The following is a 20646-nucleotide window of genomic DNA, read 5'->3' as shown; positions in this document are numbered from 1 at the left end:
AACGGTGTGACCCATCCCGGGGCACCGGATTGACCCATTGAAGGATCGTTTCATGATTTTCCGCCTGGCGCTTGCTGCCACCCTGGCCCTTACGGCCACCTCTCCCGCCTTCGCGCACCTCGATCCTGCCGAGCACGGTTCCTTTGCGGCCGGTTTCAGCCATCCCCTCTTCGGCACGGATCATGTACTGGCGATGATTGCCGTCGGCCTCTGGGCCGCGCTTCTCTGCGGTCGTGCCGTTCTGGCTTTGCCGACCGCCTTTGTCAGCGCGATGATTGCCGGCTTCGGTCTGGCGCTCGCCGGCTTTCCCTTGCCTTATGTTGAACCGCTCATCCTGACTTCGGTGATCGTTCTGGGCCTCGTTGTCGCTCTTGCCCTGCGCCTGCCGCTGCCCGCCTCAGCTGCGTTCGTTGCCCTCTTCGGCATCTGCCACGGGTATGCGCATGGCGGTGAAATGGGAGCGGCAACGGAATTCGGTTATGCGGCCGGATTTGTTCTGGCAACGGCGCTCCTGCACGCCACGGGCCTTCTGATCGGCTACAGCGCGTCGATCTCCGCGCGCAACGATCCTGCCCGCGCCACGCGGATCATCCGTGGCCTCGGTGCCCTGATGGCTCTCGGCGGAATTTACCTTGCGGCGGCCTGAAGCCGCTTCCATTTCAGGAAATCTCGATATCGAGCCCGAGATCCAGAACCGGAGCCGAATGGGTGATCCAGCCTGAGGAAATCAGGTCCACCCCGGCTTCGGCAACCGCCTTGACAGTATCGAGTTCGATCCCGCCGGACGCTTCCAGGAGTACCCGGCCACCGGCAATCGCCACGGCTTCCCTCAGAACGTCCGGCGGCATGTTGTCGAGCATGACGACATCGGGACCGGCGGCAAGCGCCTCACGCAACTGGTCGAGCGTGTCGACTTCCACCTCGATCTTCACAAGGTGACCGGCAAAGGCCTTTGCCGCCTCGATGGCTTGCGTCACACCGCCCGCGACCGCGATGTGGTTGTCCTTGATCAGGATGGCATCATCCAGCCCGAAGCGGTGATTGGAGCCGCCGCCGCATTTGACCGCGTATTTCTCGAAAGCGCGCAGACCGGGCGTCGTCTTGCGGGTGCAGACGATGTCGGCCTTGGTATGCGCGATCAGATCGGCAAATGCCGACGTCGCGGTGGCGATGCCAGAAAGATGTCCGAGATAGTTCAGTGCGACCCGCTCGGCGGAGAGCAGCCCTCGGGCCGGCCCCTCGATCCGCGCCACTACGTCTTTCGGCGCTAGCCTGTCGCCGTCCCGTTTCACAGCTTCGAAGCGAAGGCCTGCATCCGTCTGCCGGAACGCGCTCTCGGCAAAGCCGATTCCCGACAGGACACCAGGCTTGCGGGCTGCGATGACTGCCGTTGCACGAGCCCCCTCGGGAAGGGTCGCCTGGCTGGTAATATCGCCGGCTCTGCCCCAGTCCTCCAGCAGCGCGGTCTTGACCGCCTCGTCAATCATCAGCTGCGGCAGGTGCGGCAGGGTCTTCCGGGTCATGCGTCTCTCCGCTCAGGTGGATTTCGGGCGGTTCTCAGGCGGTTTCCAGGGCCTCGGCGGCAAGCGCCTCGACTTCCTTCAAGGTGGTGTAGGAGCGCTTTGCAAGCGCAGGATTTTCGTCCGGGAAATCCTTGCGGAAATGGCCGCCCCGGCTTTCCTGCCGCATCAGGGCGGAGGCCGCGATGATCTTGCCCGTCACCATCATGTTGCGGATCGATTGGCGCACGCAGTTCTGCTCGACCCTGGCGATGTCGGCGAGTGCCGTCCTCAGACTGTCTGCGTCCCTCAGCACTCCGACATTGCGGGCCAGTGTGCTGCGCAGCACTGTGATGGCATCGCGTTCTTCTTCGTTGCGCTGGCTCGGCAGGCCCGGTGCGGCATCCATCTCGTTCCAGTGCGCGCTGCGCGGGGTCGGCATCAGGCCCTGGATGTCCTCGGCGATGCGGGCCGCGAAGACAACCGCTTCCAGAAGAGAATTGGACGCCAGCCTGTTGGCGCCGTGCGCTCCGGTGGAGGCGACTTCGCCGGCTGCCCACAGACCGTCCAGCGATGTCCGCCCGTTGGCGTCCGTCAAGACACCCCCCATGTGATAATGCTCGGCCGGCGCGACCGGCAGGAGATCCTTTGCAGGGTCGAGGCCGGCGGCCATAGCCGCGGCAAAAACCGTCGGGAAATCGTCCTTGAAACGAGCGCCGATCGCGTCTCGGCAGTCCAGGAACGCCCCCCGGCCTTCGGCGATTTCATTGTGGATCGCCCGGGCGACGATGTCGCGCGGCGCTAGCTCCAGGTCCGGATGCACGCGCTCCATGAAGCGCTCGCCCGCCTTGTTCAACAAAGTGGCGCCTTCGCCGCGCAGGGCTTCGGTTGCCAGTGGTGCCGGATCCCGGCCGACATCAAGTGCCGTCGGGTGAAACTGGACGAACTCGGCGTCGGCAATCACCGCTCCTGCCCGGGCGGCCATGGCCAGCCCGTGGCCGTTGGCTTCCGGCGGATTGGTTGTCAGGCCGTAAAGGTGGCCGATGCCACCGGAAGCGAGCACCACGGCCTTTGCAGGAAACGCCATGCGCTCCAGACCGCCGCGGCGACGTGCCAGAACGCCGGTGACATAGCGGCCTTCGCCCAGGAAGCTCTCGCCGAGATACCCTTCCAGAATTCGGATCGACGGCGTCTTTCGGACGGCTGCGATCAGGGCATCCATGATCGCCTTGCCCGCCATGTCGCCGCGCACGCGAACGACGCGGCTCTGGGAGTGTGCGGCTTCGCGGGAGAATTTCAGGCGGCCTTCGAGATCCTGGTCGAACGGCACGCCGTACGACAGCAGATCATGCACCCGCTCGCTGCCCTCGCGAGTCATCTGTTCGACGATCTTGTCCTCGCAGATGCCGCAACCGGCCGCAAGCGTATCGTCCCGGTGTTTCTCAACCGAATCCTGTTCGGAGATCGCGGCGGCAATGCCGCCCTGCGCCCAGGCGGAGGACGCGCCCTCGCCGATCGGGGCATTGGTGATCACGGTGACGGGCCGCGGGCTGAGCTTCAGCGCGCAGAACAGCCCTGCGAGACCACCTCCCAAAATGACGACATCATCCACGTCCTTACCTGAATGGGCAGGCGCAAAATCCTCAACCGACACGGCCATGGGAAACTTCCTGGAACAGATTGGGCATTGCCCGAAAGACTTCCGGGCCCAGGAACATCCTTAGCCCGGAAGGGATCGCTTTGCGGTTTAGACCGAAGCCGGTCAGATTTTCAAGTTGATCATGCGCTCGACGGCGGTGCGGGCCCTGTCGGCGACCGCCGGATCGACCACGACTTCCTCTTTCATCTCAAGCAGCGAGTCGAGGATCTTGTCGAGCGTGATCCGCTTCATGTGCGGGCACAGGTTGCACGGACGGATGTAGTTGACGCCCGGTGTCTCGCTGGCCACGTTGTCGGCCATGGAACATTCGGTGACCATCATCACCTTTTCCGGCCGCTTTGTTTTCACCCAGTCTATCATATGGGCCGTCGAGCCGGCGAAATCGGCTTCCGCCACCACGTCCGGCGGGCATTCCGGGTGCGCGATGATCTTCACGTCAGGTTCGATCTTGCGGTAGTCCCGCAGTTCTTCCGCCGTGAAACGCTCATGCACCTCGCAGGCACCATCCCAGATCAGCACCTCGACATCCGTCTTGTTGCCGACGTTGGCCGCCAGATATTTGTCCGGAATGAGAAACACCTTGTCGACGCCGAAACTCTCCACGACCTGCAGCGCATTGGAGGACGTGCAGCAGATGTCGCACTCCGCCTTCACCTCGGCAGACGTGTTGACATAAGTGATGATCGGAATGCCGGGGTTGCGTTCACGCAGCCCGCGCACGTCCGCACCGGTGATGGATTCGGCCAGCGAACAGCCTGCCCGCATGTCCGGGATCAGCACGGTTTTTTCCGGGCTCAGGATTTTTGAGGTCTCGGCCATGAAATGCACGCCGCACTGGACGATCACGTCCGCGTCGGTCCGGGTTGCCTCGATCGCCAGCTGCAGGCTGTCGCCGACGATATCGGCAACACCATGGTAGATGTCCGGCGTCATGTAGTTGTGGGCCAGAACAACCGCGTTGCGCTGCTTCTTCAACTGGTTGATCGCGTGAATGGTCGGCGCCAGCGCCGGCCATTCGATGGCCGGGATGATGTGTTTGACCTTTTCATAGATCGGGGCGGTCGCCTCGGCGACTTCCGGCGTGTAGCGCAGTTCCGGGCGCTCCAGTTTGCCGTAGCGCTCCAGTGCCGTCAGACCAGGTGCGACCGGCTGGCCGATCGGGGCAGATGTCTGGGCGATGGTCATGGCGACCTCCCTTTGTGCTGACCGGGCGTTCCAGGAAAAGCCCGAAAAACATTTATACTCATTTTGAGCATATTACCAGCAAAAGAAAACGGGCGCTCAGGCCTACTTTTGCTCTTTCTGAGTTTATATAGGTGTTTCTCGGACAAAAATCCATCACTTTCCGGCTTGGCAAGGTGAAGAATTTTTTGTCTGTTTGTTTTCAGATAGATAAGATCGAATTTTCCGCCACGAACAACAACCGGCTAACCACCTTGCCAGTCTGTTCGCGTCCGATAAATCATCTCCAAATTTGATGCATCGATCAAAAATTCGCGTTTTCCGTTAGAACCGATCCGGGCTATCTAATCGTAATATCACGATGAGAGGCTTTGTTTGCATGACCGGAAAGACACACGCAGCGCGTCAGGGGCCCAATATTCCGCTGGTAATCGCCTGCGGTTGCCTGGTTGCTCTGATTTCCTTTGGGCCCCGCTCCGCAATGGGCCTGTTTTTCCAGCCGATGACCGAAGCCCGGGACTGGAGCCGCGAGATCTTTGCCCTGGCCATTGCCCTCCAGAACCTCATGTGGGGTCTGGGCCAGCCTGTCGCCGGAATGATGGCCGACCGCTTCGGCACCTGGAAAACCATGACCATCGGTGCCTTCCTCTATGCTTCCGGCCTCGTTCTTATGATCGACGCGGAAAGCGCCGTGGCGCTGAACGTCTCCGCCGGCGTGCTGATCGGGCTCGGCATCGCGTTTTCTTCGTTCTCACTGGTTCTCGCCGCCTTCGGCCGCACGGTCACCCCGGCGCAAAGATCGCTTGCCTTCGGCATCGGCACGGCCTCCGGATCTCTCGGGCAATTTCTGTTCGCCCCGCTCGGCGGTGCGCTGATCACGCATATCGGCTGGCAGGACACCCTGCTTGTCTTCACCGGTCTGGTGGCGCTGATCCCGTTTCTGGCCGCGGCCCTCAAGGGCAGGTCCGAACTGCCGAAAGACAGCCATCCCGCCGCGGAACAGAAACTCACCTCGGCCATGGCTGAAGCCTTCAGGACGCGCGGCTACATTCTGCTGACCTGCGGCTTTTTCGTCTGCGGCTTCCACGTTGCCTTCATCACAGTTCACCTGCCGCCCTATATCGCCGACCTTGGACTCGATCCGTCGTGGGGAGCAACGGCCATCGCCCTGATCGGCCTGTGCAATATCGTCGGGTCGCTGGCCTCCGGCTATATCGGTGGCCGCTATTCCAAATCGCATTTCCTGTCGCTGATTTATCTGGCCCGCGCCGCCGCGATCTTGGTCTTCATCATGGTTCCGGCAACGCCCGTCACCGTGCTGGTTTTCTCAGGTGTTATGGGAATTCTGTGGCTTTCCACGGTGCCGCCGACCTCGGGCCTGGTCGCCGTCATGTTCGGCCCGCGCTACATGGCGACCCTTTTCGGCTTTGTCTTCCTGTCGCACCAGATCGGCTCGTTCCTGGGCGTCTGGCTCGGCGGCAAGCTCTACGACGAAACCGGATCCTATGACGCCATCTGGTGGTGCGGCATCGTCCTCGGCCTCTTTGCGGCTCTCATACACTGGCCGATCCAGGAAAAACCGGTAGCGCGCCTCGTTCTGCAACCGGCGGAGTGAGGTTCAGGCGAGTAGGCCTTTGATAATTCGCGACAGCAAAGGATACCCCCACCCCTAACCCATCCCCCCTTGTGGAGAGGGGTTAGGGGTGGGGGTATCTTGCTGTTTCAACTGTTCGGTGTCTGGCCAACAAAAAGGCGGCCCCTAAGGCCCGCCTTTCCACATAACTACCACTTTGAACCGCTTAGCCCGCCACCTTGGAGAAATCCGCCACCACATGGGTCGCATCGCGGATTTCGGCGAGGAGCTGCAGGCGGTTCATTCTGAGTGCCGGATCCTCGGCGTTGACGAGAATATCCTCAAAGAACCGGTCGACCGGTACGCGCAGCTTGGAAAGCGCTTCCATCGCGCCTTCGAAATCCTCGGCGGCCACGGCGTCGGCGGCTTCCGCGCGGGCGGTTTCGATGGCGGAAGCAAGGTCGATCTCGGCCTGTTCGCGGAAGTGATCGGCATGCGGCTTGCCGTTGACCGGCGCACCGTCCTTCTTTTCTTCCGCCTTCAGGATGTTGACCGCGCGTTTGTAGCCTGCGAGCAGGTTTGTGCCGTCGTCGGAGGAAATGAACGCCCCGAGCGCTTCCACCCGCTTGACGACCATCAGCAGGTCGTCCTGGCCTTCGAGCGCAAACACCGCATCGATCAGGTCGTGACGGGCGCCCTCGTCCTTCAGGTGAACCTTGAGACGGTCACCGAAGAAACCGAGGAGATCGCCTACAAGCGTTGCCGGATCGTCGAGTTCGACCGAATGCAGCTTGGCTGCGGACAGGATGACCTCGCCGAGCCGGATCCGGAGATTGTTCTCCAGCACGATCCGGATCACGCCGAGCGCGGCGCGGCGGAGCGCATAGGGGTCCTTGGAGCCGGTCGGTTTTTCGTCGATCGCCCAGAAGCCCGCCAGAAGGTCCAGTTTCTCGGCAAGCGCAACGGCAACGGCCACCGGGTCGGACGGCACGCTGTCGGACGGGCCCTGCGGCTTGTAGTGCTCCTCGATGGCGGTCGCGACAGACGCATCCTCGCCCTGGGCTTCGGCGTAATAGCGGCCCATCAGGCCCTGCAGTTCCGGGAACTCGAAGACCATGGCCGACACGAGGTCGGCTTTGGCCAGTTCGGCCGCCCGTCTGGCCTTCGTCTCGTCGGCACCGGCGACCTGGGCCAGTTCGGCGGAAAGTGCAATCAGACGGTTGACCCGTTCGCCGACGCTGCCCAGCTTTTCGTGAAACTTGACTTCGGCAAGCTTCGGCAGGTTGTCCGAAAGCTTCGACTTCAGGTCCGTGTCCCAGAAGAAACGCGCATCGGAAAGTCGGGCCCGGATCACCTTTTCGTTGCCGGCAACGATCATCTTGCCGCCATCATCCGCAACAACGTTGGAGACCAGCACGAAACGGTTGGCGAGCCGGCCCGTTTTCGGGTCCTTCAGGACGAAGCACTTCTGGTTGACGCGGATCGTCAGCTGGATGCATTCGTCGGGGATCGACAGAAAGTCCTCGTCGAAGGTTCCGGCCAGAACCACCGGCCATTCCACGAGACCGGCGACTTCTTCCAGAAGACCGGGGTCTTCCACCAGCTCCAGGCCAAGCGCCAGAGCCCGGTCCTTGGCATCGTTCAGGATGATTTCCTTCCGCCGGTCCGCGTCCAGAACCACCTTGTGCTTTTCAAGGCTGGTGGCGTAGTCGTTGAAACGGCGTACATCGAAGGCTTCATCGGCAAGGAACCTGTGTCCGCGCGTAGTCTTGCCCGACCGGATGCCGTCGAATTCGAACGGGACGACGTCCGGCTCCTCGGTTTCCGGACCAAAAGTGGCAACGATGGAATGCAGCGGCCGCACCCAGCGGGTAGACGTTGTTCCCCAGCGCATGGACTTCGGCCAGGGGAAATTGCGCAGGATCCCGGGCATGAACTCGGCGACGATGTCGATTGCCGACCGGCCCGGCTTCTCGATTACCGCCACGTAGAAATCGCCCTTCTTCGGGTCGCTCTGGATAGTCGCCTCACCGACGGAGGCAAGGCCCGCACCGCGCAGAAACCCCTCGACGGCCTTTTCCGGTGCACCGACGCGCGGCCCCTTGCGTTCTTCGCGGGTGGCGGCGGAGCCGACCGGAATGCCGGCCACATGCAGCGCCAGCCGGCGCGGCGTCGCGAGCGCCTTTGCGCCTTCATAGGTCAGGCCGGCATCCACCAAGGCGTTGGTCACGAGGGATTTCAGGTCATCGGCCGCCTTGCGTTGCATACGGGCCGGAATTTCTTCGCTGAACAGCTCAAGCAGAAGATCGGGCATGGAAATTGACGCCTTTGGTCTTGGTGGGATTTCGCCGGAAATACACTGCGCGTCCGTTACCAAGTCGATGGCGACTTGTCACCCCCTTTCCGGTTCGTTCGCCTTGCCGTCCGACGGGTTTTCACCCCGTCCGCTCCCCCGTTTCGACGCCGCTTATTTTTCAAGGCCAATGTTTCACTCTTCTTCAACAAATGCATGTGAAGCTCTGCGCCGAGTACAATACCTGTTGTTTTGGGACCGAATACGTGGCGCACCGGGAAGTCACCAATAGCCGATACTTGACCATTTCCCTGGTGGCGTTGCTGGTCGTCGTTGTCGCCAGTTTTGCTGCGCTGAAATTCTTCCCGGTATCTGTTCTGGGCATCGGTTCCGACCACGATCACCTGACATTCGAAATCATCACCAGCATACTGCTTGTCATTGCAACATTCGGCCTCGGCTTCGGCATCTGGGCGACGCGCCGTCTCCGGAAGGAACTTCGGATCAGGTCTTCCGCCCACACGGAAGCCCTTGCGTTGGCCCAGCACGATCCGCTTACCGGACTGGCCAACCGACGCCGTCTCCTGGAAGCCTTCACCGATCTCAGCCGGGACCTGAAGCCGGACAGCTTCCGCGCCGTGATGATGCTGGATCTCGACGGTTTCAAGCCCATCAACGATGTTTACGGCCATTCCTTCGGCGACAATCTGCTGCGCAGTTTCGCCGACAGGCTGGCAGAAACCGTGGGCACGGACGGGATCGTCGCGCGCCTGGGCGGCGACGAGTTCGCGGTCGTCAGTCCGGCATTCACCGACAAGGCGGAAGTGTCGGGATTCGCGCGAAGGCTGCTGACCCGCATCAGCGACCGGTTCGAGTTCGGCGACCGGCAGATTGCCATTGGAACGGGTATCGGCATCGCGCTTTATCCGCATGACGGTCACGCGATCACCGAACTCCTGCGCCGGGCCGACATCGCCCTTTACCGTGCCAAGTCCTCCGGTCGCTCGACCTACCGTTTCTTCGAAGTCGACATGGACGCTTCGATCCTGCACAGGACCCTGCTGGAGCAGCGCCTTCGCCAGGCGATATCGAACAACGAGGTCAAGGTTCATTACCAGCCCATCCTCGACCTGGACAAAGGGCGGATAGCGGGTTTCGAGGCCCTTGCCCGATGGTTTGACAGCGACTTCGGCAACGTCGAGCCGCAGCAGTTCATCCCGATCGCCGAGGATTGCGGCATCATATCGGAACTGACCCGGCACCTGCTGGAAGAAGCCTGCAAGGTAGCCCGAACCTGGCCGGAAGGGCTTTACCTCTCCTTCAACCTTTCCCCGGTGCAGTTGCAGGACGCGGGACTTCCGCACCAGATCCTGTCGCTGCTTGAGAAAACCGGTCTGCCGCCCGAGCGACTGGCGCTGGAAATCACCGAAACCTCGCTGGTGAAGAACCCGGAACTTGCCAAGCGTATCCTGACCGAACTCACCGAAGCCGGTATCTTCATTGCTCTTGACGATTTTGGTGCCGGTCATTCCAGTCTCAGTTACCTGCGCGACTTTCCGATCCGCAAGGTCAAGATCGACAAGTCCTTCACCGAACGCATGCTTGTCGACAAGCAGTGCGCGGCAATCGTCGAGGCCATTCTGGTTTTGTCGAAAGGGCTTGAGATCGATGCGGTCGCCGAAGGCGTGGAAGAGAACGAAATCCACGAAGCCCTCAATGCCAGCGGCTGTCATTATGGACAGGGTTTCCTCTACGCGAAAGCAGTTCCCGCTGAGGAGGCCAACAACCTGCTGGCTTCCCAGAAGGACGGCCGGCTGCCCTTTGCCGAAAGCGCCGAAACGGTCTGATCCCCTTCACGATTGCCAGCGGGTTCAGACAAAGCCGCTTTACGTTACCCGTCCAGGAACAGCAGGATAATGACGGCATTGGCGAGATCGACGAAAAACGCCGAAACCAGCGGCAGAACCAGAAAAGCCTGCGTTGCCGGACCGTAGTGTTTGGAAACCGCCGTCATGTTGGCAATCGCGGTCGGTGTCGCGCCGAGTGAAAACCCGGCAAACCCCGCCCCCAGAACCGCCGCATTATAGTCCCTGCCCATCACCGGAAACAGCACGACAACGATGAAAAGCCCGGCAACCAAAATCTGGGCAGCGAGGATCAGCATCATGGGTCCGGCGAGACCTGCGAGCGTCCACAGCTGCAGGCTCATCAGGGACATCGTCAGAAAGATACCAAGCGCAAGATCGGAGAGAACAGCGAGGGACCGGCTCCGGGCGGGCCAGGTCATCTTCGGGAAAAGCGCCGGAACGGTGTTGGACAGGACAATGCCGCAGAAGAGGCAGACAACGAAGACCGGAAGATCCAGTCCGAACCATGTCTTCAACGCCTCCTGAAGCCAGACGCCGAGACCGATGGCAATGTTCAGGACCAGCAGAGAGCGCATCAGGCCGGTATGGGTCACGCTGGTCCCGCCTTCCCGGTCGCTTTCGATACCGATCATCGGCGCTTCCTCCGGCCGGTCCGCTGCGGGCTTGGCGCCTCTTTTTTCGATGAGGTAATTGCCGACCGGGCCACCCAGAAGGCTGGCTGCGATCAGGCCGAGCGTTGCAGTGGCGGCCCCGATTTCCACCGCCCCCGGCACACCGTAATCGGCCACCAGCTTCGGTCCCCAGGCGATCGCCGTACCATGTCCGCCCACAAGCGAAACCGTGCCTCCCAGAAGACCGAAACCGGTTGGCAGCCCCATGGCCAGCGCAATGCCAGTGCCGACGATGTTCTGCAACAGCATGTAGCCGACTGTCAGGAAAAGCAGAAGGAGCAGCGGTTTGCCGCCTTTTGCAAGATCTGAAAATCGTGCATTCAGCCCGATGGCAGTGAAAAAACAGAAGAGCAGATAGTCGCGCGATTTCAACGAGAACCCGATTTCCTTGTCGAACCCCAGGTAGATCAGGAGCGCAACAAAAGCGACCAGCAAACCGCCGGAGACAGGTTCGGGAATGTTGAACCGGTTCAGAAACGGGATCTTCTTGTTCAGCCGGACACCCAGGAAATAGACAAGGATCGCCAGATTGAAACTGGCGAACTCATTGATGGAGAGGGACTCGGGCATCATGGTTCCGGCGTTTTCCGTTGCTTGTTGTTGTTCGTCAGGCAAAGACCGCCCTGTTACCAGCCTCCGCCACCGCCACCACCGCCGCCGCCGCCGGAAGAGCCGCCGGAGGAGCCCCCGGAAAACCCGGAACTGGAGGATTTGGGAACCGGCAGCGACGACTGGAACGAACCGGCCATCGAACTCGCCGTCGAACCGACGCTGTCGGAAATGCGGCGGGCATCGAAGTGACGTCCGGAATACCAGCCGGGGTGGTAGCTGGCGGCAACCGCCGCACCGGCAGCGGTTGCAAGCCATGCCTCGAAGGACTTCGCCCAAGGCTTTTCCACTCCGAGAGCGACGGCATAGGGCAGAAGCTCCTCAAAGTGCTCCGTGCTCATATCCGGCGCTTCCGCCATGTTGAGGCGCTCCTTCTCGGCAACGGAAAGATACATCTTCAACCCTTCGATCTCGTCGAGGGCCCGACGCCCGGCGGCAGTCGGCGCACCGAGAAGAAAAAAGAACAATATGTTCAGAGCGCCCAGCGCGACCGCGATCAGAGGCAGGACAGGCAGCGACTCCATTCCGCCGTTGACCTGATAGGCCCCGAAGGCGGCACCGGTCATAGCAAGGCCGAAGGTGACGAATATGACCGCCATGCGGGATTGCATGCCCACAAAGCGGAAAACGATCTTGCCGAAATTGACCGCGAAGACCGATGCGAACACCGAAAAGACGATGAAGACGACCATAAAGCCGACCTGATCCGGCATCAGTTGTCCGAAGATCAGAAGCGCGAAAATCGTCACCACGCTGAGGATTGCTCCGGGGATCAGAAACGCCCTGTTGTTGCGGAAAAACACATTCCGGCTTTCACGCTCTATCGCCCGGCGGAACTTGGTGCCGAGGGATTTGATCGACGTGCCGTTCGACTTGTTCAGCGTCAGCGGGCTGCCCCGCCCGATCAGCCAGGCTTCAAGCACAGCTTCCCCCTTTGGCAGGCCGAAGCCGGGAATTTGGTCCTCCCGGCCCTTCCGGGTCAGTTTCAGCGTCACATCGCCATCGTCTTCGTCCAGCTTGAGGCGCTTCTTGACCGCAAGATTGAGACAGGCCGCCGACAAGGCGACCCAGCCGCCGTCGCCGAAACCGCGATTGACGATGTACTTGGCAAGGGCCGGTGAAATGTCCGACGGCGGTTTGAACCTCGGGAAGATCACGCCTTTTGCCGGATCCCGGCCGACCATCCACCAGGCGGCAAGGTAATAAACCAGCACCAGGGTGAGCCCGGCGCCACCGATCAGTTCGCCTGCATAATCACTCAGGAAAAAGCGCAGTTTGTCAGCCTCGTTCGGCGGTGTGACGGCACCAACCGGCATGGCCACGACCACCGACAGCCCCGCGTAGGGCGGCAGTCCCGCAGTGGTCTTGAAAATGACCTCCCGCCCGCCTTCATCGGCGCGGGCCTCATAGGCCGTACCGGTATCGCCAAAATAGCCGGTATAGGCCGTCCACTTTGTGGCGACGGCCCCCTCAGGCAACACCACCCGTGCGACGGCTTCGTCGATCGGAAACGCCCATTCGTTCCCCGTCGCATTCCAGTAGACTTCATCGTGGTCCTCGAAAAACCGGATCTGACGGTCGGTCTTGTATTCAATGGTGTATGTGTAGGACCCAGGCTGCAGGAAAACGCTTTCCTCGCCGATGTAGATGCGGATGCCCTGGTTGTTCCTGTCGGCGAAGTAAGTCGCAGGGCGGCCGTCCTGCAGGACGGACAGCAATTCGAAACCAACCTGATAAACGCGGCCGTTGGCACCTTCCGCGGTCAGCGGAATATCCCGGAATATGCCGCGCTTGATCTGGTTGCCTTCTGCCCGGACCTTGATGGTTTCCGTAACGGTCAGCGTACCGTCCTTGGCCACGTCGATGTTGGAGACGAACCGCTGGATACGTTCGTCTGCCTGAACCTGGAGGGCGGCAAAAACGAGAAAGACCGTGCCGAGTGCGCAGGCAAGGAAGCGTTTCAGCATATGACCGCCTCCTTCAGAACTGCACCTTGGGCACAGCCCTGTCCGTCTCGTCCTCGATCTCGAAATATTCGGCCTTCTCGAACTTGAACTGATTGGCGATCAGGTTGGAGGGAAAGCTTTCGACCGCCACGTTCAGACCGCGTACGGCACCGTTGTAATAGCGGCGCGCCATCTGAATGGCGTGTTCGATTTCATCGAGCGAGGAATGCAGATCGGAGAAGTTCTTGCTGGCCTTCAGATCCGGATAGGCTTCGGCAACGGCAAACAGGCGCCCGAGCGCTTGTGACAGTTCACCTTCCGCCTTGGCCCGGCCGACCACGTCATCCTTGGGCAATGCGGTAACCTGCGCCCGCATCCGCGTCACCGTATCGAGCGTCTCGCTCTCGTGCGACGCATAGCCTTTCACGGTTTCCACGAGGTTGGGGATCAGGTTCGCCCGTCGCTTGAGCTGCACGTCGATGCCGCTCCAGCCCTCCTCGACCATCTGCCGCTTCTTGACGAGACCGTTGTAGAGAATGATCGCAAAGACAGAGAGCGCAATCAGAAAAGCCAGAATGAACCAGGTCGCCATAAATCCCTCCAAAATATATCGTTTCGGAGGCTACAAGTTACAGCAAGGCTTGTCATCCCGTTCAAGGCGGGCTTGCGGAAGCAGGCAACCGGGAATTCAGAAATTCCCGGTGCTACCTCCAGGCACGCTTGACGGATCAACCGGCCTTCGGAGGCGTTTCGCGTCCGGTTCTCAGCCCTGGTTGTGGTAGCCGACGCCCCCGGCTTCCGTTTCCAGGAAAGCCGCACCGCAGGCCTTGGCAAGTTCGCGCACGCGCAGAATGTAGCTCTGGCGTTCGGTCACGGAAATCACGCCGCGCGCATCGAGCAGGTTGAAGGCGTGGCTGGCCTTGATGCACTGGTCATGGGCCGGCAGAACCACCTGGTGCACATTCGCGCCGTTCTCGTCACGGGCCTTCGCGCCCGCGTCCAGAAGGGCGCGGCACTCGCTTTCCGCGTCCTTGAAGTGCCGGAACAGAACTTCGGTGTTGGCATGCTCGAAATTGTGCCGCGAATACTCCTGCTCGGCCTGCAGGAAGACGTCGCCATAGGTGACCTTGCCGTCGCCTTCCTGTCCGTTGTAATTGAGATCGTAGACGTTATCGACGCCCTGAATATACATGGCGAGGCGTTCAAGACCGTAGGTCAGTTCGCCCGAAACCGGGGAACATTCGAAGCCCGCGACCTGCTGGAAATAGGTGAACTGGGAGACTTCCATGCCGTCGCACCAGCATTCCCAGCCGAGCCCCCAGGCGCCGAGGGTCGGGCTTTCCCAGTCGTCTTCCACGAACCGGATATCGTGAAGTTTCGGATCCAGACCGATGGCATAAAGCGAATTGAGATAAAGGTCCTGCAGGTTGGCAGGCGACGGCTTCAGGATGACCTGGAACTGGTAATAGTGCTGCAGCCGGTTGGGGTTCTCGCCGTAACGGCCATCGGTCGGACGGCGGGAGGGCTGCACATAGGCGGCCTTCCACGGGCGCGGCCCGAGCGAGCGCAGGGTGGTTGCCGGATGGAACGTCCCGGCGCCGACTTCCATGTCGTAGGGCTGAAGCACCACACAGCCCTGGTCGGCCCAGTAGCGCTGCAGGGTCAGGATCAGGCCTTGAAAGGAATTTTCCGGCCGCATATGCGCCGGCAGGGTTTCGGTCGACATGGGGTACTTCCGCAAATGAGCTCGTTGCGGCGGGCAAGCGCCGCCTTTCCGGTGGCGACAGGTGCCACGATGCGCCGGTCAGGTCAAGGCAGCGTTTTCCCCCGGCCGCGGCGCTGCTTTTTAGTGCGCCCTGCAAGCAACAGTGCGCGGATTTCGGGCAGGCCACCCGCTTGCCTGATTGACGGCGCATCTGCAGGTGCAGTACAGGAAGAGCGGTTTCAGACGCCCGCCGCCCGCGGACATATGTCCTGGTGAAGGTCTGACTTGGACGAGTGTTTTCAGCTCCACGCATTTCGTGCTGGTGGCAATGCGGGCCCCTCCTTCTCCTCGAAATGACACTTACGGGAGACTGGAATGTCGTCTGACACTTCAAGAACCAACAGCTTCACGCACGGGGCGCTCGGCCCCACCCTGATCAGAACCGCCCTGCCGATCATCTTCGTCATGAGCATGAACGGGCTCCTCACGGTTATGGACGCGGTCTTTCTTGGACTCTTTGCCGGACCGGACGCGCTCGGTGCCGTCACGCTGATGTTCCCGGCCTATATGCTGCTGGCCGCGCTGGCGACGCTTGTCTCGAGCGGCATGTCGAGCCTGCTTGCCCGCCGTCTGGGCGCCGGGGCCACGGATGACGCCCGTGCCGTCTACAGCGGCGCGCACGGGCTGGCGCTCTGCATCAGCCTTGCGGTCATCATCCTGTTCCTGCTGCTCGGCCGGCAGGCAACGCTTGCGGCGGCCGACGGCCAGGCATCCATTGCCACGATGGCTCACACTTACCTGGAAATCACGGTCTGGGCCTCGCCCCTGATGTTCGTCCTTGCCATAAATGTCGATGCCCTGCGGAACGAAGGCCGGGTTGGCCTGATGGCCGGTCTGAGCCTGCTGGTCTCGCTTGCCAACATCGGCTTCAACTACGTTTTGATCGGTCTGATGGACCTCGGGGTCGCCGGCAGCGCCTACGGTACGGTGCTCGCCCAGCTGCTTGCCTTCACCTGCGTGCTGGCCTTCCGCATCCGCGGTGGAACCGCACTTCGGCCAACGGCCCTGATCAGATACCCGCTCTCCTCGGACTGGCGCTCCATCCTGGCGCTTGGTTCCCCGCAGAGCCTCAGTTTCATCGGCATCGCACTCGGATCCGCGGCAACCTTCACAATGCTGCAGGCCATCGGTGCGGAAGGCTACAAGACCACCGTGGCCGCCTTCGGCATTATCACGCGCATCATGACTTTCGCCTATCTGCCGCTTCTGGGGCTGGCCCAGGCGCTGCAGGCGATGATCGGCAACAACTTCGGTGCACGGCTCCTGGACAGGTCAGACGGCACGCTGCGGCTCGGTCTGGCGGCGGCGCTTGTCTATTGTGGATCGGTACAGGTGGTGCTGCTGTTGTTCGCACGCCCGATCGGCCTGCTTTTTGTTGAAGAGAATGCAGTTGCGGATGAAGTCGCGCGCATCCTGCCGGTTATGACTGCCATGTACTTCGCCGCCGGTCTGCTCTTTGTGGTGGCAACCTATTTCCAGTCGCTCGGTGATGCGAAGAGGGCAGCTCTCCTGAGCCTTGCGAAACCCTATCTCTTTTTTGTCCCGCTCGTTTTCACGCTGCCCCTGTTCCTTGGCGAACCGGGTGTCTGGCTGGCGGGACCGGCCGGTGAAGCCCTGCTGCTGCTGACAACGGCCGTCGTGCTCGCTCAAGCGGCGCGCAGCAGCACGGCAAGATGGGGGTTGTTTCGGGCAGTTTCTGCCCGATGAACCAACCTGCGGGCGGGATTTCCTGCCCGCGGCCCTTCACCTGGCGCACGGGACGCGGTCGGCCTGTTGTCAGGCCTGCGGCTTGTACTTGCCGGTGACCGGATCAAGAACAAGCTTCTCTCCCCGCCCCCTTGGGTCCGCGCTGGCGGCCGCCTTCGAAATCCTGTTCTCGACTTCGGCCATCTTGCGCTTGACCCGTTGCATGATCCAGTAGCCCCCGACAGCCAGGGCCGCCACGCCAATCAATTCCGTCATCCCGTTCCCCTTCTTCTTTCGGCCCGCGGCAAGGTTTCAACCGCGCTAGAGACCATAGCGCATCCACATCAGACGATCTTCGGCAGCCGAAATCAGTTCTTCGCCAAGCCCCTCGGTCAGCCGAGCGCCGGCAAGACCCACACCAACTCCGGTTTTGCGTCCGAACATGCTTCTGGGGGCGGAAATCAGTTTCGGCTCGGCCTTCTCGCCGTAACGCTCCTTCAGCACGCTCCTCAAATCGCCGATGGCATCCGCCAGGCCGAGCTGAATGGCCGTGCGGCCCGTCCAGAACTTGCCCGAATAGAGGTCAGGATCATCCGCCAGTACATCGCCGCGGCGGGACTTGACCATCTCGATGAAGGTCTCGTGGATTTCCTGCTGAAGGCCCTTCAGGTATTCGATGTCTTCGGGAACTTCCGGCTGGAAGGGGTCGAGCGTGACCTTCTTCTCGCCCGCCGTATAGACCCGTCGGTCGACACCGATCTTCTTGATGAGTTCGGTAAAGCCGAACCCCGCGGCCACCACGCCGATCGAACCGACGATGGAGGAAGGGTCGACGAAAATCTCGTCGCCCGCCAGGGAAATCATGTAACCGCCGCTGGCAGCCACATCTTCCACAAAGACCAGCACCTCTTTATCGTGCTCCTTGGCCAGATCCCGGATGCGCTTGAAAATCAGGCGCGACTGCACCGGCGACCCGCCCGGCGAATTGATGATGAGGGCAACCGCCGGCGCCTTCTTCACTGAAAAGGCCTTTTCCAGCGGCAGGGAGGCGGATGCCAGGGAAAGGCCGGACCGCATCGGGCCCGACATGCCGATTGCTCCCTGAAGGCGGACCACCGGAATGACCGGCTTGTCCTTGCGAAAAGGCTTCGGAAGAAAACGGCGAACGCTTGAAATCACGAGATCAAAATCCTGAATGAGACATAGCCTCAATCCGATATAAGTATCGCTCTCCGGCTTGCAAAGGTGCACTGAAGCGAAATCCGGCGGGGCACCTCCGCCGGGCGGACCTGATCAACGGCCGAAGGCACTGATCCGTATCTTTCGGGCGGGCTTTGCCACCCCGTCTTCCCCGCGGCCGGTCTGTTGCGGTTCCTGCGTTTCCGGCCGGCTTTCAAACGACCAGTTCAGCTTCACGCCCGCATGATTGTCCCTGCGCCAGACGATGGTGCCGTCGATCGGCAAGTCCAGCTCAGGAATGGAGATTTCGATCTCGGACGGCAGACGGTCGATCCTGTCGCCTTCCAGCCGGCAACCGGACCTGCTGGCGTCCACGATGCGGCATCTTTCGGAAACCGGGCTGGTTTTTCCGCACACAATTGCCGTGATAAAAACCGGTCGGCGGATTTCGCGCCGCTTTTCGGACGGCATGTCCTGCGCCACCTCAAAGGAGATTTGCGCCTCTTTGTCGCCATAGGCGATCACCGTGCCCCGGATCAGCCTGTCGAACCCTTCGACCCTGAGGCCGATTTCCTCTTTCAGGAGGTCGACCTTGTCGGAGACGATCCAGCAGCCCCTTTCCGTGAGGTCCCGGGCGGACACCTCAAAGCAGGACATATCCGCAAGATCGACGACAAGCGCCGGCGCATTTATCTTGGCATCAATCGCCATAATGTGATTGCTCAAATAAATTTCACACTGAATGCGAGTAGTCGTGCACCTTCTAGCCCAACCGGCAGGTTTACGCAACGTCGCCTTTCCTCCGCCCCACCGGAGGAAATGAAAAAACGGCAAGGAAGTTTGAGGTCTTGCCCGGCTCCTCTCCAAAGGCGGAGGGAGACCGGCGCTGATTGTCACCTTTCGGCCCCCGTCTGAAGCTTTTGCCTGATTGCCAGAAAATCGCGCCAGGAGAGCCGCTTTTCCAGCGGACTGCGCAATAGATACGCCGGGTGATAGGTGGCGATTGCCGCTACATCCCTTCCCCCGACGGGGTAAGTCATCCAGCGCCCGCGCATCTTGCGGATGCCGTCCTGAACGCCCAGCAGCGTCTTCGCGGAAGCAGCCCCCAGAAATACCAGGACATCCGGATTCACCAGCTCGACCTGCCGCTTGATGAAAGGCTTGCAGATTTCCGTTTCCTGCGGTGTCGGGGTTCTGTTGCCGGGCGGGCGCCACGGAACGACATTGGCGATATAGGCCGCGGAGCGATCCAGCCCGATCGCCTCCAGCATCCGGTCCAGAAGTTGACCCGAACGGCCGACAAAGGGCTTGCCCTGCAGATCCTCGTCGCGTCCGGGGGCCTCGCCTACAAACATCAGTTTCGCCGAAGGATTGCCATCGGCAAATACAAGCTTCTTGGCGGTCAGCTTGAGATTGCAGCCTTCGAAAGCTTCCAGACAGGCTCTCAGTTCATCAAGGCTCGCCGCGGAAGACGCCATGTCGCGTGCCGCCGCGATCACTTCCCGGTCCGGAAGGACCGCGCTTTGCCCGCTCGCCGTCCCCTGACCGCCGGCCATGGGAGTGCCGGCCATAGGAGTGCCGGCCATGGGAGCGCCGGAAGGAGGTGCTTGATATCCGCCGGCCGGGACACCGGCCTGCGGCATGGGCGTTCCGGCCTGCAGGCGCGACACTGGCTGACTTGCCGGAGGGTGGGCCTTGTGACGCTGCTCGGCCTGCTGCCGGGTCAGCTCGAACCAGTCGGCCGGTTCGTCGCCCAGAAAACAGTCCACCCCCGAGCCGGCATAAAAATCCAGCAGGGCTTCGATGTGGCGTAGTTCGTCCGGGGTTTGCTGCAAGGTGTCGGCCTCCGGCGGCGGAGTTTACCCGGATGCGGGTAGAGTACAAGGCTGCCGGGTCTGAATGAAGCTTTCGACAGGGGTTTTCCAAGGGCTGTACACATTGGAAACAATCAGATAAATAACGTTTACGTAAACGTAACTAACCCCTCTTGACGCCTTGACCGCGCTTTGCTCTATCTGCTCCCTAACGAGGCAAAGCCGGAAAGATTTCGCAATCGACCATGAAAAATGTCGTGTTTTGCACTGCGAATTGGGGCAAATAGGGCGAAATGAGCTGGGACATGCCCCTTCTGGGCTGAGGGAGACAAGTATGAGCGAACAGGAAGCGCTTGGCGAGCGCGAGAGCATGGATGTGGATGTTGTGATTGTTGGCGCGGGCCCGGCAGGGCTTGCAGCGGCAATCCGGCTGAAACAGATCGCCAACGAAAAGGGCGAAGAGCTGAGCATCGTGGTTCTGGAGAAGGGCTCGGAGGTCGGCGCCCATATCCTGTCCGGTGCCGTCATCGATCCGATCGCGCTCGACAAGCTTCTCCCCGATTGGCGCGAAGAAGAGAACACACCGCTCAAGACGCCCGTTACCGCCGACCACTTCCTGGTGCTCGGCCCGGCAGGCTCCATGCGGCTGCCGAACATGTTCATGCCGAAGCTGATGAACAATCACGGCAACTACATCGTCTCTCTCGGCAACGTCTGCCGCTGGCTGGCGGAAAAGGCCGAAGCGCTCGGCGTTGAAATCTATCCGGGCTTCGCCGCCGCCGAAGTGCTTTACGACGACGAAGGCAAAGTCGTCGGCGTTGCCACGGGCGACATGGGCATCGGCCGGGACGGCAAGCCCAACGCCATGTTCACCCGTGGCATGGAGCTGCGTGGCAAATAC

General features: G+C 61.2%; 17 protein-coding genes. 5 read left to right on the top strand and 12 right to left on the bottom strand.

Annotated elements, in window-relative coordinates:
* Positions 1–52 precede the first annotated feature (52 nt).
* Entirely contained in the window at positions 53–646 is a 594-nt protein-coding gene (locus ACQY7U_RS10920; protein WP_428644368.1) for a HupE/UreJ family protein, read from the top strand.
* A gap of 13 nt (positions 647–659) precedes the next feature.
* On the opposite strand, the gene nadC is transcribed toward ACQY7U_RS10920, so the two are convergent.
* The 3 genes from nadC to nadA form a co-directional block, all read right to left on the bottom strand.
* Positions 660–1523 (bottom strand): carboxylating nicotinate-nucleotide diphosphorylase, encoded by an 864-nt coding sequence (gene nadC / locus ACQY7U_RS10915; RefSeq protein ID WP_428644367.1) that lies wholly within the window; start codon positions 1521–1523, stop codon positions 660–662.
* Between the two features lie 34 nt (positions 1524–1557).
* Positions 1558–3159, bottom strand: coding sequence for an L-aspartate oxidase (locus ACQY7U_RS10910; RefSeq protein WP_428644365.1), 1602 nt, complete (start codon positions 3157–3159; stop codon positions 1558–1560).
* 102 nt (positions 3160–3261) lie between these two features.
* Entirely contained in the window at positions 3262–4344 is a 1083-nt protein-coding gene (gene nadA, locus ACQY7U_RS10905) for a quinolinate synthase NadA (RefSeq protein WP_428644363.1), read from the bottom strand.
* A 376-nt stretch (positions 4345–4720) separates the two neighbouring features.
* Here nadA and ACQY7U_RS10900 point away from each other — a divergent pair, with 376 nt between their 5' ends.
* Complete coding sequence (locus ACQY7U_RS10900) at positions 4721–5956, top strand: MFS transporter (protein WP_428644361.1); 1236 nt, start codon at positions 4721–4723, stop codon at positions 5954–5956.
* Positions 5957–6140: 184 nt separating this feature from the next.
* On the opposite strand, the gene glyS is transcribed toward ACQY7U_RS10900, so the two are convergent.
* Complete coding sequence (gene glyS, locus ACQY7U_RS10895; protein WP_428644359.1) at positions 6141–8228, bottom strand: glycine--tRNA ligase subunit beta; 2088 nt, start codon at positions 8226–8228, stop codon at positions 6141–6143.
* A gap of 245 nt (positions 8229–8473) precedes the next feature.
* Between glyS and ACQY7U_RS10890 the strand changes: the two genes are divergently transcribed.
* Positions 8474–10054 (top strand): putative bifunctional diguanylate cyclase/phosphodiesterase, encoded by a 1581-nt coding sequence (locus tag ACQY7U_RS10890; RefSeq protein WP_428644357.1) that lies wholly within the window; start codon positions 8474–8476, stop codon positions 10052–10054.
* 44 nt (positions 10055–10098) lie between these two features.
* Here ACQY7U_RS10890 and gltS read toward each other — a convergent pair whose 3' ends face one another.
* From gltS to ACQY7U_RS10870, 4 genes are all read right to left on the bottom strand, one after another.
* Positions 10099–11316, bottom strand: coding sequence for a sodium/glutamate symporter (gene gltS, locus ACQY7U_RS10885; protein ID WP_428644355.1), 1218 nt, complete (start codon positions 11314–11316; stop codon positions 10099–10101).
* Positions 11317–11372: 56 nt separating this feature from the next.
* Complete coding sequence (locus tag ACQY7U_RS10880; RefSeq protein ID WP_428644353.1) at positions 11373–13322, bottom strand: DUF2207 domain-containing protein; 1950 nt, start codon at positions 13320–13322, stop codon at positions 11373–11375.
* Positions 13323–13335: 13 nt separating this feature from the next.
* Positions 13336–13893 (bottom strand): LemA family protein, encoded by a 558-nt coding sequence (locus ACQY7U_RS10875; protein ID WP_428644352.1) that lies wholly within the window; start codon positions 13891–13893, stop codon positions 13336–13338.
* 171 nt (positions 13894–14064) lie between these two features.
* Positions 14065–15000: a glycine--tRNA ligase subunit alpha gene (locus ACQY7U_RS10870; RefSeq protein WP_428644465.1), complete on the bottom strand. Its 936-nt coding sequence runs from the start codon at positions 14998–15000 to the stop codon at positions 14065–14067.
* Positions 15001–15381: 381 nt separating this feature from the next.
* Here ACQY7U_RS10870 and ACQY7U_RS10865 point away from each other — a divergent pair, with 381 nt between their 5' ends.
* A complete protein-coding gene (locus ACQY7U_RS10865) occupies positions 15382–16773 on the top strand; it encodes an MATE family efflux transporter (RefSeq protein ID WP_428644350.1) in 1392 nt (463 codons plus the stop codon).
* Positions 16774–16842: 69 nt separating this feature from the next.
* Here the strand turns inward: ACQY7U_RS10865 and ACQY7U_RS10860 are convergent, their stop codons facing one another.
* The 4 genes from ACQY7U_RS10860 to ACQY7U_RS10845 all read right to left on the bottom strand — a co-directional run bounded on the left by ACQY7U_RS10860 (position 16843) and on the right by ACQY7U_RS10845 (position 19766).
* Positions 16843–17028 (bottom strand): hypothetical protein, encoded by a 186-nt coding sequence (locus tag ACQY7U_RS10860; RefSeq protein ID WP_428644349.1) that lies wholly within the window; start codon positions 17026–17028, stop codon positions 16843–16845.
* Positions 17029–17073: 45 nt separating this feature from the next.
* Positions 17074–17931 carry a S49 family peptidase gene (locus ACQY7U_RS10855; RefSeq protein WP_428644347.1) on the bottom strand — a complete coding sequence of 286 codons (858 nt, stop codon included), beginning with the start codon at positions 17929–17931 and terminating at the stop codon, positions 17074–17076.
* A gap of 114 nt (positions 17932–18045) precedes the next feature.
* The gene (locus ACQY7U_RS10850; protein ID WP_428644346.1) at positions 18046–18657 is read right to left on the bottom strand and encodes a PilZ domain-containing protein; all 612 of its coding nucleotides are present in this window, start codon (positions 18655–18657) and stop codon (positions 18046–18048) included.
* A gap of 167 nt (positions 18658–18824) precedes the next feature.
* A complete protein-coding gene (locus ACQY7U_RS10845) occupies positions 18825–19766 on the bottom strand; it encodes a uracil-DNA glycosylase (protein WP_428644343.1) in 942 nt (313 codons plus the stop codon).
* 313 nt (positions 19767–20079) lie between these two features.
* On the opposite strand from ACQY7U_RS10845, the gene ACQY7U_RS10840 reads away from it, so the two are divergent.
* On the top strand, positions 20080–20646 hold a 567-nt coding region (locus ACQY7U_RS10840), incomplete at its 3' end, for an NAD(P)/FAD-dependent oxidoreductase (RefSeq protein ID WP_428644342.1).

This window comes from Roseibium sp. (genome assembly GCF_050301095.1).
Lineage (GTDB): Bacteria > Pseudomonadota > Alphaproteobacteria > Rhizobiales > Stappiaceae > Roseibium.
The sequence above is the reverse complement of the archived record's forward strand: the minus strand, read 5'-3'. Positions and strand labels throughout refer to the sequence as shown.